This window comes from Phocaeicola plebeius, from assembly GCF_003437535.1.
GTDB classification, from domain to species: Bacteria; Bacteroidota; Bacteroidia; order Bacteroidales; family Bacteroidaceae; genus Phocaeicola; species Phocaeicola plebeius_A.
Genome location: NZ_QSQT01000012.1, coordinates 84,219 through 99,534 on the forward strand (window position 1 = coordinate 84,219; position 15,316 = coordinate 99,534).

At 46.4% G+C, this 15,316-nt stretch carries 10 protein-coding genes; 5 read left to right on the top strand and 5 right to left on the bottom strand.

Annotated features, from left to right (window positions below):
* Positions 1 to 132: 132 nt before the first annotated feature.
* From DXD04_RS07925 to DXD04_RS07940, 4 genes are all read right to left on the bottom strand, one after another.
* Positions 133 to 1,389, bottom strand: coding sequence for a phosphoglycerate kinase (locus DXD04_RS07925; protein ID WP_117672409.1), 1,257 nt, complete (start codon positions 1,387 to 1,389; stop codon positions 133 to 135).
* 309 nt (positions 1,390 to 1,698) lie between these two features.
* On the bottom strand, positions 1,699 to 4,101 hold the full coding sequence (locus DXD04_RS07930) for a transglycosylase domain-containing protein (RefSeq protein WP_259299534.1): 2,403 nt from the start codon (positions 4,099 to 4,101) through the stop codon (positions 1,699 to 1,701).
* Positions 4,098 to 4,895, bottom strand: a complete 798-nt coding sequence (gene nudC / locus DXD04_RS07935) for an NAD(+) diphosphatase (RefSeq protein WP_117672413.1) — start codon at positions 4,893 to 4,895, stop codon at positions 4,098 to 4,100. The genes DXD04_RS07930 and nudC overlap by 4 nt, the downstream gene beginning before the upstream one ends.
* A 14-nt stretch (positions 4,896 to 4,909) precedes the next feature.
* Positions 4,910 to 7,048, bottom strand: a complete 2,139-nt coding sequence (locus DXD04_RS07940; RefSeq protein ID WP_117672415.1) for a Tex family protein — start codon at positions 7,046 to 7,048, stop codon at positions 4,910 to 4,912.
* 210 nt (positions 7,049 to 7,258) lie between these two features.
* Here DXD04_RS07940 and DXD04_RS07945 point away from each other — a divergent pair, with 210 nt between their 5' ends.
* The 5 genes from DXD04_RS07945 (at position 7,259) to DXD04_RS07965 (ending at position 13,861) form a co-directional block, all read left to right on the top strand.
* On the top strand, positions 7,259 to 8,962 hold the full coding sequence (locus tag DXD04_RS07945) for a bifunctional metallophosphatase/5'-nucleotidase (protein ID WP_117672417.1): 1,704 nt from the start codon (positions 7,259 to 7,261) through the stop codon (positions 8,960 to 8,962).
* Positions 8,963 to 8,982: 20 nt separating this feature from the next.
* Complete coding sequence (locus DXD04_RS16610) at positions 8,983 to 9,342, top strand: hypothetical protein (RefSeq protein ID WP_147330754.1); 360 nt, start codon at positions 8,983 to 8,985, stop codon at positions 9,340 to 9,342.
* A 32-nt stretch (positions 9,343 to 9,374) separates the two neighbouring features.
* On the top strand, positions 9,375 to 11,681 hold the full coding sequence (locus DXD04_RS07955; protein ID WP_117672421.1) for a TonB-dependent receptor: 2,307 nt from the start codon (positions 9,375 to 9,377) through the stop codon (positions 11,679 to 11,681).
* 335 nt (positions 11,682 to 12,016) lie between these two features.
* Positions 12,017 to 13,303 carry a M64 family metallopeptidase gene (locus DXD04_RS07960; protein WP_117672423.1) on the top strand — a complete coding sequence of 429 codons (1,287 nt, stop codon included), beginning with the start codon at positions 12,017 to 12,019 and terminating at the stop codon, positions 13,301 to 13,303.
* Between the two features lie 21 nt (positions 13,304 to 13,324).
* Entirely contained in the window at positions 13,325 to 13,861 is a 537-nt protein-coding gene (locus DXD04_RS07965; RefSeq protein WP_117672425.1) for a GNAT family N-acetyltransferase, read from the top strand.
* Between the two features lie 65 nt (positions 13,862 to 13,926).
* On the opposite strand, the gene DXD04_RS07970 is transcribed toward DXD04_RS07965, so the two are convergent.
* Complete coding sequence (locus tag DXD04_RS07970) at positions 13,927 to 15,309, bottom strand: efflux transporter outer membrane subunit (RefSeq protein ID WP_117672426.1); 1,383 nt, start codon at positions 15,307 to 15,309, stop codon at positions 13,927 to 13,929.
* Positions 15,310 to 15,316 lie beyond the last annotated feature (7 nt).

Genomic DNA, 15,316 nt, shown 5'->3' on the forward strand with positions numbered 1-15,316 from the left:
GTTGATAAGTGCAAATTTCGGAAAAAACAATCTCTTATCAAAATAATACGGAGCTTTATGTAGAAATAGAAAATAAAAAAGGCATGACCGAAAAGTCATGCCTTGAAATATTTACGATAAAGTATTTATGCATTATTTATCGCCACGGATAGCTGCGATACCCGGAAGGATTTTACCTTCGATAGCTTCGAGCAATGCACCACCACCAGTTGAGATGTAAGATACCTGGTCAGCCATACCGAACTTGTTGATACAAGCTACAGAGTCACCACCACCGATCAATGAGAATGCACCTTCTTTAGTAGCTTCAGCAATAGCTTCAGCAATTACTTTAGAACCACCAGCGAAGTTGTCCATTTCGAATACACCGGCAGGACCGTTCCACAGGATAGTCTTAGCACCCTTGATAGCAGCTTTGAATTCTTCGCGAGTTTTAGGACCTGCATCCAGACCCATCCATCCGTCAGGAATGTTCTTATCGTCGCAAACCTGAGTGTTTGCATCGTTAGCAAACTTGTCAGCAGCTACACAGTCGCAACCCAAAACTAAGTTTACACCTTTAGCTTTAGCCTTAGCCATGATTTCCAAAGCCAGATCCAGTTTGTCATCTTCTACCAATGAGTTACCGATCTTACCACCCTGAGCTTTAGCGAAAGTAAATGCCATACCACCGCAAAGGATCAAGTTGTCTACTTTGTCCATCAAGTTTTCGATGATACCAATCTTAGTAGAAACTTTAGAACCACCCATGATAGCAGTGAACGGACGTTTGATGTCTTTCAATACGTTGTCAACAGCCTGTACTTCTTTTTCCATCAGGTAGCCCAACATCTTGTGGTCAGCATCGAAGTAGTCAGCGATAACAGCTGTAGAAGCGTGTTTACGGTGAGCAGTACCGAATGCGTCCATTACGTAGCAGTCAGCGTAAGAAGCCAAAGTCTTAGCGAATTCTTTCTGAGAAGCCTTCATAGCTTTCTTAGCGTCTTCGTAAGCAGGATCTTCTTTTTCGATACCTACAGGCTTACCTTCTTCTTCCGGATAGAAACGGAGGTTTTCAAGCAGCAATACTTCACCCGGTTTCAATGCAGCAGCAGCTTCCTGAGCTTTAGCACAGTCAGGAGCGAACTGAACCGGAGTACCCAGAGCAGCAGCTACAGCGTCTACAATCTGGCTCAAAGAATATTTAGCGTTTACTTTGCCTTTTGGTTTACCCATGTGTGACATGATAATCAAGGCACCACCGTCTGCCAAGATTTTTTTCAAAGTAGGCAGTGCACCACGGATACGAGTATCGTCTGTAATTTTACCTTCTTCGTTCAAAGGTACATTGAAGTCCACACGAACGATTGCCTTTTTGCCGGCAAAGTTGAATTTGTCAATAGTCATCATAATCTCTAATATTTTTTGTTTAAAGTGTTTCTGTTGTTACAGACATCCCTTCGAGAGGATGCACCGCAAAGGTAAGAAAAAAAATAAAAAAGAAAGAATAAGGTATAGATTTTTACATACTTAATAGGTGTTTTGAAGGTCGTTAAAAAACGCCTTTGCATTTGGTTTGAAACGCAAGTACGTTTCAATGCAAACGCAAAGGCGTTTTATCTTAAATGCACTTGCGTTTTGATTCAAACGTCAAAGCGTTTTGTCTTAAACACAAGTGTATTTTGAGTTGAATTTAGATTCGTGTTGAATATCAATAGGTTAATCTTCTGTAGGAGCGGCGTGTTCTGCTTCGAAAAGTAATGAATCGCCCAGTGTGATGAGAATGGAATCGCTGTCACAGTAGTGAGGGAAATAGTCATTACAATCCCATGAACGGTCCAGCTTTTCTTTAGGACTTGGGAATTTCTTGGCATAAAGTGCGGCAAGCTCCGGATTGGCCAATACTTTTTCCATGAAATATCCGAATACGGGCAGTGCGGTGCGACTGCCTTGCCCTAGTTCGCCTGTGCGGAAATGAATGCTGCGGTACTCTCCGCCTACCCAGGCTCCTCCTACCAGGTTGGGACTGATACCCACAAACCAGGCATCGGAGTGATTGGAAGAGGTACCGGTCTTCCCGCCGAACTCCGTACCTTTATCAAAGATGCGGAAACGCCAGAGCGCTTGTGAAGTTCCTTTCGGGCAAGTCAGTCCACCTCTTAACATCTGTTGCATAAGATAGGCACTGGCGTAAGGAATGGCCTGGGTTGCTTCAGCTTCTTGTTGGTAGATAACTTTTCCGTCTTTATTCTCTACACGGGTAATCAGTGTGGGCTGAATGGCTTCTCCATCGTTCACTACGGTGCCGTAGGCAGAAACCAGCTCCAATAGCGATACGTCAGAAGCTCCCAGGCTGAGGGCCGGTGTTTCTTCCAGCTTGGTCTGGATACCCATGCGGTGTGCGGTAGTGGCTATCTGGTGAATGCCTACTTCATGGGCTATGTTGGCAGCAATGGTGTTGACCGATTGGGCAAACGCCATTTTCAGAGACATGGTATCGAGAGTGGCACCTCCATTGGCATTGTGAGGCATCCAGAGTTTCTTTTCTCCATTTTCTTCCACTTCCCAGGGGATGTTTTCATCTACACGCAGGTCGCAGGGGGATAATCCCTGGTTCATGGCTTCCGTATAGACAAAGAGTTTGAAGGTAGAGCCGGGCTGACGCTTGGAAAGCACCTTATCGTATTTCCATGACTGGAAATTGATGTCGCCTACCCATGCCTTTACTTCTCCCGTATGCGGAGCGATGGCCACAAACCCACAGTGCATGAAGCGTTCCATGTAGCGGATAGAGTCCATGGTACTGAACAGGGTATCTTTTTGTCCGAGGTCATAGTCGAAGACCTTGCAACGATGAGGCTGGTTCAGGTAGTAGGTGATGGAATCAGTCTGGTTACCGTATTTATGGGACAGATACTGGTAGGCCGGTGTCTTTTCGGCCAGCTCTTCGATGAAGCGAGGAATTTCCTCCCCATTCCGGTCTCGCCACGGAGCCTGCGTGCCCCAATGTGCATCAAACCGTTTCTGTACTTCACGCATCTGACGGTTGACAGCTTCTTCGGCATATTGCTGCAACCGGCTGTCGAGTGTGGTATAAATTTTCAGTCCGTCGCCATAGAGGTCTGTATTATTTTCCTTGCACCATTCCTTCAGTTCATTGGCTATGGCTTCGCGGAAATAGAGTGCCGGACCAGTGTAATAATTCTCCTGCTTGAATTTCAGAATGGTGGGAAGTTTCCGGATGGAGTCCAGCTGATGCTTGTTCAGCACATGGTGTTCATAGAGCTTTCCCAATACCACATTTCGTCGTGAAAGACTATTCTTTGGGTTGATTTTAGGATTATAATAGGTAGTAGCCTTCAGCAGGCCGATAAGTGTGGCAGCCTGTTCTACGGTAATTTTATCGGGAGTTGTATTAAAATAGGTATGACAGGCCGTCTTGATACCGAATGCGTTGCTTCCGAAGTCTACCGTGTTGAAATACATGGTCAGAATTTCTTCCTTGCTGTACAGCATTTCAATCTTGACCGCTGTAACCCATTCCTTGGCCTTCATAATCAGCAGTTTTACTCCGGGGATATGTCCTAAGAGTCCGGTAGAGTATTGTGAACGTACTTTGAACAGGTTTTTGACCAGCTGCTGAGTGATGGTACTGGCTCCACGTGCCGTTCCGTGAGCTACGTAGTCTTTGGCAGCAGCAAATACTCCTTCAAAGTCGATACCGAAATGCTTGTAAAAGCGTTCGTCCTCCGTGCAGACCAGCGTCTTGACCAGTATCGGAGAAATATCCTTGTATTCCACCGGTGTACGGTTTTCTGAATAGAATTTTCCAATCAGTTTTCCGTCGGCACTGTAAATCTCGGAGGCGATGTGCTGTATAGGCTCTTTGATGTTGAACATGCTCGGTGATTTTCCGAACAGCCACAAGAAATTGAGGTCAATCATGACCAGTAAGACGATGAGCATGCCAATGCCGGTGAGGATTCCCATTCCGGTACGCCCGTACCATGGCAATTTACGGAAAGTATGTACATACCAGCTTATGCACTGTTTCCCGAATTTGGTTATCCGGCTCAGAAGCTGTTGAAAAAGTCGGATAAGAAATGATACTGCTTTTTTCATATCTCGTTGTTTAACCATGCGTCAATCAACTTTCGCGCAATACTTAGTTTCTTGGGGATTTCCGGCAGGTGGTCGCGGTGGTAGAATGCTCCGGCACTCAGTTCTTCATCCTGTAATTTGATGGTTCCGCTTTCGTATTCCGCATAGTATCCCACCATGATACCGCTTGGATAAGGCCAGGGCTGGCTTCCGAAATACTTCAGGTTTTTGATACGGATACCGGTCTCTTCCATCACTTCGCGGTGAACGCATTCTTCCAGTGTTTCCCCAGGCTCCAGGAAGCCGGCTACCAGTCCTTTGAAACTGCCCCGGAAGTTGCGTGCGTGTACCAGTAATACACTATCCCCTTTCTTTATTAAAACGATAACAGCAGGAGAAATGCGCGGATAGATTTCCTGTCCGCAGTGAGGGCATCGTTTGGTGATGGGGCCCGTCTGTGTGGTAGGGGTGCCGCAAGCCGGACAAAAGCGGCTGTTCTTGTCCCATGTCAGTATTTGAGAGGCTTTACCTGCGCATTGGTATTCTTCCAGTGGCAGTACATCGTACGAAGCACGCAGGTCTGTCGGAATAAATGAGGTGTTCTGTCCTGTTAGTGCTTCCAGCGGAAGGGCACATGCTTTTGCCGGATGGCCCAGAATTTCCCCGACGGTATGTATGGGCGTATCAGCAGGAAGCTGTACGGGAGGTTCCACGGAATATGGGATGTGGAACCTGTCTCCGTCTTTAACCAGAAGGAGCTGCTGTTTGGGGCAGAAAATAAACCAGCCGCACAGCTCCTTTTCATCTTGTTTCATTGTTATCTGTCAATTTAGTTGTTCAATCCTTTCATGGTGAGCTGAATACGTTTCCGCTCGTGGTCAATGCTCATAACTTTGACACGTACATGCTGGTGGATGCGTACCACGTCGGCCGGATTGCTGACAAAACGGTCGGCCAGTTGCGATACGTGCACCAGTCCGTTTTCCTTGATACCGATGTCGACAAAGCAGCCAAAGTTGGTAATGTTGGTCACGATGCCGGGCAGTTCCATTCCTTCCTGCAGGTCGTCTAGAGTACGTACGTTCTTGTCAAACTCAAATACCTGTATTTTCTGGCGAGGGTCTCTTCCGGGTTTGTCCAGCTCCTGAAGAATATCCGTCAGGGTGGGTAAACCGACCGTATCGGTCACGTATTTCTTTAAATCGATTTTACTGCGGAGCTCTTTGTCTTTAATCAAGTCGGCTACCGTACAGTTCAAATCTTTTGCCATCTGTTCTACAATCGGGTAGCTTTCCGGGTGAACCGCAGAATTGTCCAGCGGATTCTTGGCTTGCGGAATGCGGAGGAATCCGGCGCACTGTTCGTAGGCTTTGGCCCCCATTCTCGGCACCTTCAATAATTGGCGGCGTGACTCAAACGGACCGTTTTCAGTACGGTAGTCCACAATGTTCTGTGCCAGTGTCGGACCTAATCCGGAAACGTAGGTCAGCAGGTGCTTGCTGGCGGTGTTGACATTCACGCCCACCAGGTTGACACAACTTTCTACGGTCTGGTCGAGTGAAGCCTTCAGCTTGGTCTGGTCCACGTCGTGCTGGTATTGTCCCACACCGATGGATTTGGCGTCAATCTTCACCAGTTCTGCCAGTGGGTCCATCAGTCTTCTGCCGATAGATACGGCACCACGTACTGTCACGTCGTAATCCGGAAACTCTTCGCGGGCAGTTTTAGAGGCTGAGTAAATAGACGCTCCATCTTCGCTGACCACGAAAACCTGTACTTCACGGTCGTAACGCTGACTGGTTACAAATTGTTCTGTTTCACGGCTGGCCGTTCCGTTTCCGATGGCAATGGCCTCGATTTTATATTGTTCCACTAACTTCACAATCTTTCGGGCTGCCTGTGCATATTCAGATTTGGGCGGGTGGGGGTAAATGGCCTCGTTATGCAGAAGGGTACCTTGTGCATCCAGGCAGACCACTTTGCATCCCGTACGGAATCCAGGGTCGATACCCATCACCCGTTTCTGCCCCAAAGGAGGGGCCAGCAACAACTGACGGAGGTTTTCTGCGAATACCCGAATGGCTTCTTCATCGGCCTTCTCTTTGCTGAGTGCGGCAAACTCGGTTTCAATGGCAGGTTTCAGCAAGCGTTTGTAGGCATCGGTGAGGGCCTCTTCCACTTGGTGTGCACATTCATTGTTGGCCCGTACGAACAGCCGTTGAAGGCGTTCGTTGCACATATCTTCATCTTCCGGGAAAATGTTTACTTTTAATACTCCTTCCGATTCTCCCCGGCGAAGGGCCAGCAGGCGGTGGGAAGAACATTTCTTCAAGGGCTCACAGAAATCAAAATAGTCGCGGTACTTGGCCGAAGCCTCTTCTGCTTCTTTTCCTTTGACCACTTTTGACTGAATGAGGGCCTGGCGCTGGAACTGGTTGCGCATCAGGTTGCGCGACCGCTCGTCTTCGCTGATTTGTTCAGCCAGAATATCGCGTGCTCCTTTCAGTGCATCTTCCTCGTCTTTGACTTCTCCTTTGACGAAGTTCCGTACCTTGGCAGCAAGGTTGTTTTCCTTTTGCATCATGAGCAAGAGGGCCAGCGGTTCCAGTCCTTTGGCACGTGCAGCCTCGGCTCGGGTTTTTCGTTTGGGCTTGAAGGGAAGGTAGATGTCTTCCAGTTCGGTTGTATTCCAGCAGGCAGAAATGCGGGCTTTCAGCTCTGGAGTCAGTTTCCCTTGCTCCTCGATGGTGGAAAGTACGGTTTCCTTTCGTTTGGACAATTCACACAGTTTCTCATACCGTGTCTGAATGTCGCCTATCTGCACTTCATCCAGTCCGCCGGTAGCTTCTTTACGGTAACGGCTGATGAAAGGAATGGTCGCTCCTCCCTGGAGCAGTTTGAGTGTATTGGCTATGCGATGTGCCGGCAGTTTCAGTTCGGCGGCAATCATCTGGCTGAATTCTTCCATTGATAGGGGCTTTATATTATTTGGTTGCAAAAGTAGTGAAAAAATGGCATAAAAAAGCGGTTGGGAAATCTTTCGTATTTGGGTATTTTAGGAAGTATTCTGCGGGAATGTCGGCAACTTCTCGTATCTTTGCAAAAACTTACATAAAAGTCTGCGAAAATGAAGACTAGACGATTTTACTTTTTAATCAGCCTGATTACATTACTCGGTATGGGCCAAGGGCATTTGAATGCCTCGAATAATGAGGAAACCATCACATTGAAATTTGTAGAGACGAGCGACGTGCACGGATGCTACTTCCCCTATGATTTTATACAGAACAAACAGATGAGAGGAAGTCTGGCCCGCGTTTCTTCGTACGTGAAGGAAGAGCGTGAGGTGTATGGCGATAATCTTATTTTGATGGACAACGGTGATATTCTGCAAGGACAGCCTGTGGCTTATTACTACAATTATATGGATACTGCTTCCGTACATGTATGTGCCGCTATGCTGAACTATATGCGCTATGATGTGGGCAACATGGGCAATCATGATGTGGAGACAGGACATGCGGTGTACGACCGTTGGGTAGGCCAGTGTGACTTCCCTATACTTGGGGCCAATATCGTGGATGTGAAAACAGGAAAGCCTTATCTGAAACCTTATGAGGTATTGGAACGGAACGGAGTGAAGGTGGTTGTGTTAGGAATGATTACGCCGGCGGTACCATCCTGGTTGCCTGAGCAGTTATGGGCCGGACTTCGTTTTGAGGACATGGAAGCATGTGCGGCGAAATGGGTGAAGGAAATTCGTGAAAAAGAACAACCGGATATTTTGATTGGATTGTTTCATTCAGGAATGGATGGAAAGAAACTGGACAATGTGGTAGAAAACGGCTCGAAAGGCGTGGCTGCCAATGTGCCAGGGTTCGATGTTGTTTTTATGGGACATGACCATACCCGCTGGAATGAAAGAGTTGCCAATGCATCGGGCGATTCTGTGCCGGTAATTGATCCGGCCAATACGGCAAAAGTGGTATCGGAAGTGACCGTAACGGTGAAGAAACAGAATGGAAAGATTGTTTCGAAGCAAGTAGATGGAAAGCTGGTGAACATGGATGACTATGCCGTAGATAAGGATTTTATGCATACTTTCCAGAAACAGTATGAGGCGACGCAGGCTTTTGTGTCCCGGAAAATCGGACGGATGGAACGTACAATTTCTTCCAAGGATGCGTTCTTTGGCCCGTCTGCTTTTATTGATTTGATTCATCAGTTGCAACTGGATATTACCGGAGCTGATATTTCTTTCTGTGCGCCTTTGTCGGCTTATGCTGAGATTAAAGAAGGAGACATTCGTATGAGCGATATGTTCAACTTATATAAGTTTGAGAACATGCTCTACACGATGGTGTTGACCGGAAAGGAAGTAAAGGATTTTCTGGAAATGTCGTATGACCTTTGGGTGAACCAGATGACTTCACCCGATGAGCACCTGCTGTTGCTGAACGAAAAAGACAACGGTTTCGGTCGTTTCCGTAATCCCAGCTTCAATTTTGATTCTGCGGCGGGTATCATCTATACGGTGGATGTGACCAAACCATACGGAAAGAGAATTACGATTGAACGGATGGCCGACGGCAAGCCGTTCGAGATGGACAAGCAATATCGGGTAGCCGTCAATTCCTATCGTGGAAATGGAGGAGGAGACTTGCTGACCAAGGGAGCAGGTATTCCCAAAGCAGAACTGGCAAAGCGTATTGTCTTTTCAACGGATAAGGATTTGCGCTATTACCTGATGAAACGGATTGAGGAGGTTAAAGTACTGAATCCGGCTCCGCTGAACCAGTGGAAGTTTATTCCTGAAGAATGGACTGTACCAGCTGCAAAGCGTGATTATGAACTTTTGTTTGGAAACAAAGATAACGAATAAAATACGTAGGAAGACGGAAAATGTGTAAAGGGTTCCGCAAACATATACGAGTATGGGCATTGTGTCTGGCCACTCTGTTTGCCGCATATTATGCCACGACTGCCCTGTTTACCCACGTGCATGTGGTAAACGGGGTGATGCTTGTGCACTCGCATCCCTTCTCGCATTCTCACTCTCATAGTGACGGGCAGACATTGGCGCTGCATTTTCTGTCGACTTTTTCTTCATTGGAGCCTGGGCATACGGAAGTAGAGACTCCCGATTTGCACCTGCTCTATTCATTACCTTATATAAAGAATACATTCCATGCCGTATGTTGTTGTACGGAAGGGATGTACCTTCGTGCTCCTCCTGTACTATCGTTCTTATTGGGAATTTGAAGAACATAGTATTAATTTTTTAGGAGCAAATAATGAAAAAATATATCAATTTGCTGATGGGAGTGGTATGCGCTCTTGTCAGCTGTACTATTGCATACGCTGATGGTCCCGTAAAAGAAGGAAATGCCATTGTGGGACACGTAATTGAGAAAGGTTCGGAAGCAGGATTGCCTTATGCTACCGTGTTGTTGGTGGAAACAGGAGAAGGTACGGTGACGGATGCCGGAGGATATTTCCGTTTTAAAAAGCTTCCGGCAGGAGAATACACCTTGAAGGTGCAGATAATGGGATATACCACTCAGGTAAAGAAGGTGACGGTGAGTAAAGACTTTGTGGTCGACATGCATTTTGTCATGGAGGAAGAAAGTATCATGACGGATGAGGTAGTAGTATCGGCCAACCGGAATGAAACCAGCCGTAAGGTAGCGCCTGTGGTGGTGAATGTGATGAGCAACAAGTTGTTTGAAATTGTCAATTCTACCGATTTGGCCAAATCGCTGAACTACCAGTCGGGATTGCGCGTAGAAAACAATTGCCAGAACTGCGGTTTCCCTCAGGTGCGTATCAATGGATTGGAGGGACCTTATTCACAAATCCTGATTAACAGTCGTCCGGTGATGAGCGCGCTTTCGGGCGTGTATGGACTGGAGCAGATTCCAATCAATATGATTGAGCGCGTGGAAGTGGTTCGCGGAGGTGGTTCTGCCTTATTTGGAGCCAATGCCGTGGGAGGTACCATTAACATCATTACCAAAGACCCCGTTCGTAATTCATTCCAGGTGGCTTCTACCATGTCGAACTTGAATGGAAAGGTATGGGAACAGTATATGGGAGCCAATGCGTCACTGGTTTCGTCCGACAATTCGTATGGCATCGCGCTGTATCAGTCTTATCGTAACCGTAATCCGTATGATGCGGATGGAGACGGATTCTCAGAATTGGGTAAACTGAATATGAATACATTCGGACTGCGGGCATATTACCGTCCGACACAGTTCAGCCGTATCAGTCTGGAATATCATACCACCAACGAGTTCCGTCGCGGAGGAAACAAGTTTGACTTGCAGCCTCACGAAACGGATATTACGGAACAGACCAAGCACATCATTAACAGTGGGGGGCTGACGTATGATGTTTTCTTCAATGAGTACAAGCACAAGCTTTCTGTATATGCTTCGGCACAGCACACCGACCGTAACAGCTATTATGGGGCAGACAAGGCGGAGAATGCATACGGAAAAACCAATGACCTGACTGCTGTAGGTGGAGCTATGTATGTAGGAAACATGGACAACTGTCTCTTTTTTCCGGCTACCTTTACCGGTGGACTGGAGTATCAGTATAACTCCTTGCATGATGTGATGACGGGTTACGGACGTGACTTGAGACAGGATGTGAAGATTGCCAGCGGATTTGTGCAGAATGAATGGAAACTGGATTATTTCACGATATTGGCTGGGTTCCGCTTGGATAAACACAATTTGGTGGATAACGTGATTTTCAGTCCGCGTATCAATACCCTCTGGAAACCTTCTGATAAATTTCAGGGACGTCTCACTTGGTCGACGGGTTTCCGTGCACCTCAGGCATACGATGAGGACTTGCATGTGGCGGCCGTGGGAGGTGAGGCAATGGAAGTAAGACTGGCAGAAGGATTGAAACCGGAACGCTCCAACAGTTTCAGTGGTTCTGTAGACTGGAGTTTCAATTTCGGACATTTCCAGTCGAACTTGCTGATTGAAGGTTTCTATACGGCGTTGAACGATGTATTTTATCTGGAAAGTTTAGGAAAGGACCCTGTATCGGGCACATTGGTGCAGGAACGCAGAAACGGAAACGGTGCACGGGTATATGGAGCCAATATCGATTACAAGATTGCTCATGGAAAGGAAGCACAGTTGCAGTTAGGTTTTACGGTACAGCGCAGCCGTTACACAGAAGCGGTGAGATGGAGCGAAGATGAAGATGTGGCAGCTATCAAGCGCATGCCGCGTACGCCGGACTACTATGGATACTTTACGTTTAGTTCGGCTCCGTTGAAGAACTTTGACTTTTCTCTTTCCGGCGTATATACGGGACGCATGATTGTTCCTCACTTTGCCGGATACATCGAGAAGGACTGCTTGGAACATACCCCTGACTTTATGGATTTCAACTTGAAGCTGAATTACACCTTTGTGCTGAACGACCATTTGAAGTTGCAGGTAAACGGAGGTGTGCAGAATATCTTTAATGCCTTCCAGAAGGATTTGGATAAAGGTATGAATCGTGACTCCAAGTATTTCTATGGCCCTACGCAGCCGCGTACATACTTTATTGGAATAAAGTTCTTTAATTAATTGATGATAAATATTTGGATGGCGGTGTCTCTTGGTGGAGGCACCGCTTTTTTTATGTGTTGTTCAAAGTGTTTTCATGTATGCAAAGTGTCTGCTGCTCCAGTTTATAAAAAGAAAAAACGTCTAGTTATATCAGGAAAAGTCATAAGGTCAGTACTTCCCTTGCAGTATTGCAGTACTTTCCTGAAAGTACTGGAGTACTTCCTTTGCAGTACTGTGGTACTTTCTTGGAAGTACTGGTTTTATGAAAGAGTGATATATTGAAATGCTTTTTAGACTGCGGATTGTGTGGAAACAAGACATTTCGTTATTTTTGTGGGAAAATAAAAGAACGTATGAAAAGAGCAGCATTGATTTTAGCATTGGGGCTGTCACTCGGCAGCGGTACCTTTGCGCAGACTTTTGAAGATTATTTTGTAGACAAGACGCTTCGTCTGGATTATATATTTATGGGAAATGCAGACAAGCAGGACATTTGTCTGGATGAATTGTCGGTTCTTCCGCAGTGGGCAGGAAGACGCCATCATTTGTCGGAACTTCCGTTGGAGGGAAATGGAGAGATAACCATGAAGGATAAGGCTACCGGGAAGGTTATCTACCGCACTTCTTTCTCCAGCTTGTTTCAGGAATGGATTGGAGAACAGGAAGCCAAGGTCGTGAAACGTGGATTCGAAAATACATTTTTGGTACCTTATCCCAAGCAGCCGGCAGAAATCACCGTCGTTTTGCGGAACGCTTCGCGCGAAGTGAGCGCTACGCTGGTACATGAGGTTAATCCTTCTGATATTCTGATTCATCAAAGAGGGGAAGGAGATCTGACACCGCATCGCTATTTGTGGCAAGGAGGTTCTTCAGATAAATGCATTGACGTGGCCATTATGGCAGAAGGTTATGCAGCTAATGAATCGGATTTGTTTTACAAAGATGCGGCGGTGGCGTGTGAAGCCTTGTTTGCACATGAACCGTTTAAGAAGCTGAAAGACCGCTTCAATATTGTGGCTGTATTTAGTGAGTCAAAAGATAGCGGGGTAAGTATTCCCCGAAAGGATGAATGGAAAAAAACAGCCGTAAGTTCGCATTTTGATACGTTTTATTCCGATCGTTATCTGACTACCCGTAGCGTGAAAGCCATTCATAACTGGCTGGCAGGTATTCCATACGAGCATATCATTATCCTTGCCAATACGGATACCTACGGAGGAGGAGGTATTTACAACTCCTACACATTGACTACGGCACATCACTCTATGTTCAGACCAGTCGTGGTACATGAGTTTGGGCATAGTTTTGGAGGGTTGGCCGATGAATATGCGTATGATGAGGCTCCCAGTCCGTTGTATCCTTATGACATAGAGCCTTGGGAACCGAATATTACGACTTTGGTTCATTTTGAAGATAAATGGAAGGATATGCTGGAACAGGGAACTCCTGTGCCGACAAAACCTCAGGCCGATGAAAAACTGATTTACACAAAAGTCGGGGTATATGAAGGAGCTGGTTACACTAAAAAGGGAATTTATCGCCCGACTACGGAATGCCGGATGAGAATCAATGAGGCACCTGTGTTCTGTCCCGTATGCCAGCGCTCCTTGGAACGGACGATTCGTTTTTATACAGAGTAATAATTTCTAAATCTATGGGTTATGCTTCAATTTACACCACTTCAAACCACAGACAAAGACTATTCTTTTGTAGAAAACCTGTTGCATGAGTCTTTCCCTGAAGCGGAGCGGAGGGATGATGTAGCACAACGAGATAATGTGGATAACTGTGCAGCCTTTACTTGCTACTTGATTTCAGATGATGAACTTCTGGTCGGACTTATTACAGTGTGGAAGTTTGCCGGCTTTTCTTATGTGGAGCATCTGGCTACTTCTCCATCTGTGCGCAATAAAGGATATGGACGGAAAATCATGGAAGTCCTTCAGCAGCAATTCCCGGGAGTCATTATTCTGGAAGTGGAGAAACCGGTGGACGAATGGAGTCGCCGGCGTATCGGTTTTTATCAGCGGTGCGGATTCAGTTTATGCGAAAAAGAGTATGTACAGCCTTCGTACCGAAAGGGAGGAGAAACACTTCCCATGTTCCTGATGTATGCAGGAACAGAAACGATAGACAAAGAATTTGAATCTATACGGGATGAAATTTACCGTAAGGTATATGGCGTAGAATCTGTATAATATACAAAAAACGCGGAAACTAGATTGGTTTGATATATCAGTTTCCGCGTTTTTTTATGGGAGGATTATTGCCAGCCTCCTCCTAAGGCCTTGTATAAATTAACCATTGTAATCTGTTTGTCACGTACAGCATTGCTCAATCCGATTTGGGCATCCAGATAACCTCGCTGTGCGTCCAGCAAATCCATGTAACCAATTACTCCGTTGATATATTGCAGCTGAGCCAAATCAAGTGTAATTTTCGAAGACTGCTCCAGTCGCAAGCGGGTTTCATAGATTTCTTTTACCTTATTATATTCTGCTATGGCATTGTACGCATCCTTGAAAGCGTTCAGTACCACTTTCTCGTATGCGTAGGCAGCTTGTTCACAGGCAGCTTTCTTTGCTTTCAGCATGGCCCGGTTTTTTCCCATGGCGAAAATAGGCTGAAGAATGGTTCCCGCCAATAGGTAATGGGGCGATTTGAACAGATGAGAAAGCTCTTCATTTTCTGAACCATGGCTGGCTGTTAGTGTCAGTTTGGGAAACATATTGGTATAAGCAATTCCTACGGCTGCATTGGCAGCAATGACGGCCTGTTCAGCCTGACGTACATCCGGCCGACGCTCCAGCAAGGAAGAGGGGAGTCCCACGGGTAAGGAAGCTGCATGAATTACATCTTCAGGCAGGACTGTTCTTTTTATGTCGTGAGGATATTCTCCAGCTAAGAAGGCTATTTCGTTTTGTTTCAATGTAATCTTCTTTTCCAAATCGGGAACCAAAGTGGCTGTTCTTGCCAATTCCACCTGTGCTTGACGGAAGGCCGTTTCTGAAGTCAATCCTCCTTCGTAGCGGATACGTGCCAGGTGCAGACTTTCCCGGCGGGCATCTACTGTCTTTTTCACGATAGACAGTTCGTTGTCGAGAGCCACCAGTTCAAAGTAGGATTGTGCCACTTGTGCCACCAGACTCATTTTCAAGGCCCGCTGATTCTCAATGGAACCCATAAACTCGGCCATACTTTTATCTTTGGCCCAGCGCAGGTTTCCCCACAGGTCGATTTCCCATGTAACCCCCAGTTTTATATCATACTGGTCGTCTGATTTATAGTGTCCGCCTCCGTGGTCTTCGCCTTCTTGTTCTGCATAGAACTTAAGTCCGACTTGAGGAAAGAGGTTGGCATAATCAATACGTTTCATGGCAGCCAGTTCCTTGACTTTTGCTGCTGCAATCAGCATGTCCTTGTTGTTGTCCAAGGTCTTTTGGATAAGTTGCTGAAGGATAGTGTCCGTATAAAGCTGTTCCCAGGGATAGTCACCAATAGATGCAGTATCTACACTTGTGCTGTCGAGGGTAGAGGGCAAATCTATTTGAGGACGGGTGTATTGTTTCCCGATTTTGCAGCCTCCCATCAGGAGGGCTGCTACGGGAATCACCAAAATTTTATATAGTTGATTTTTCAGTTTCATAAGCTAC

Coding starts and splice junctions, on each gene's coding strand:
- DXD04_RS07925 (WP_117672409.1), bottom strand. CDS start 1,389: ATGATGACTATTGACAAATTCAACTTTGCCGGCAAAAAGGCAATCGTT.
- DXD04_RS07945 (WP_117672417.1), top strand. CDS start 7,259: ATGGGCCAAGGGCATTTGAATGCCTCGAATAATGAGGAAACCATCACA.
- DXD04_RS07940 (WP_117672415.1), bottom strand. CDS start 7,048: ATGGAAGAATTCAGCCAGATGATTGCCGCCGAACTGAAACTGCCGGCA.
- DXD04_RS07965 (WP_117672425.1), top strand. CDS start 13,325: ATGCTTCAATTTACACCACTTCAAACCACAGACAAAGACTATTCTTTT.
- DXD04_RS16610 (WP_147330754.1), top strand. CDS start 8,983: ATGTGTAAAGGGTTCCGCAAACATATACGAGTATGGGCATTGTGTCTG.
- nudC (WP_117672413.1), bottom strand. CDS start 4,895: ATGAAACAAGATGAAAAGGAGCTGTGCGGCTGGTTTATTTTCTGCCCC.
- DXD04_RS07960 (WP_117672423.1), top strand. CDS start 12,017: ATGAAAAGAGCAGCATTGATTTTAGCATTGGGGCTGTCACTCGGCAGC.
- DXD04_RS07930 (WP_259299534.1), bottom strand. CDS start 4,101: ATGAAAAAAGCAGTATCATTTCTTATCCGACTTTTTCAACAGCTTCTG.
- DXD04_RS07970 (WP_117672426.1), bottom strand. CDS start 15,309: ATGAAACTGAAAAATCAACTATATAAAATTTTGGTGATTCCCGTAGCA.
- DXD04_RS07955 (WP_117672421.1), top strand. CDS start 9,375: ATGAAAAAATATATCAATTTGCTGATGGGAGTGGTATGCGCTCTTGTC.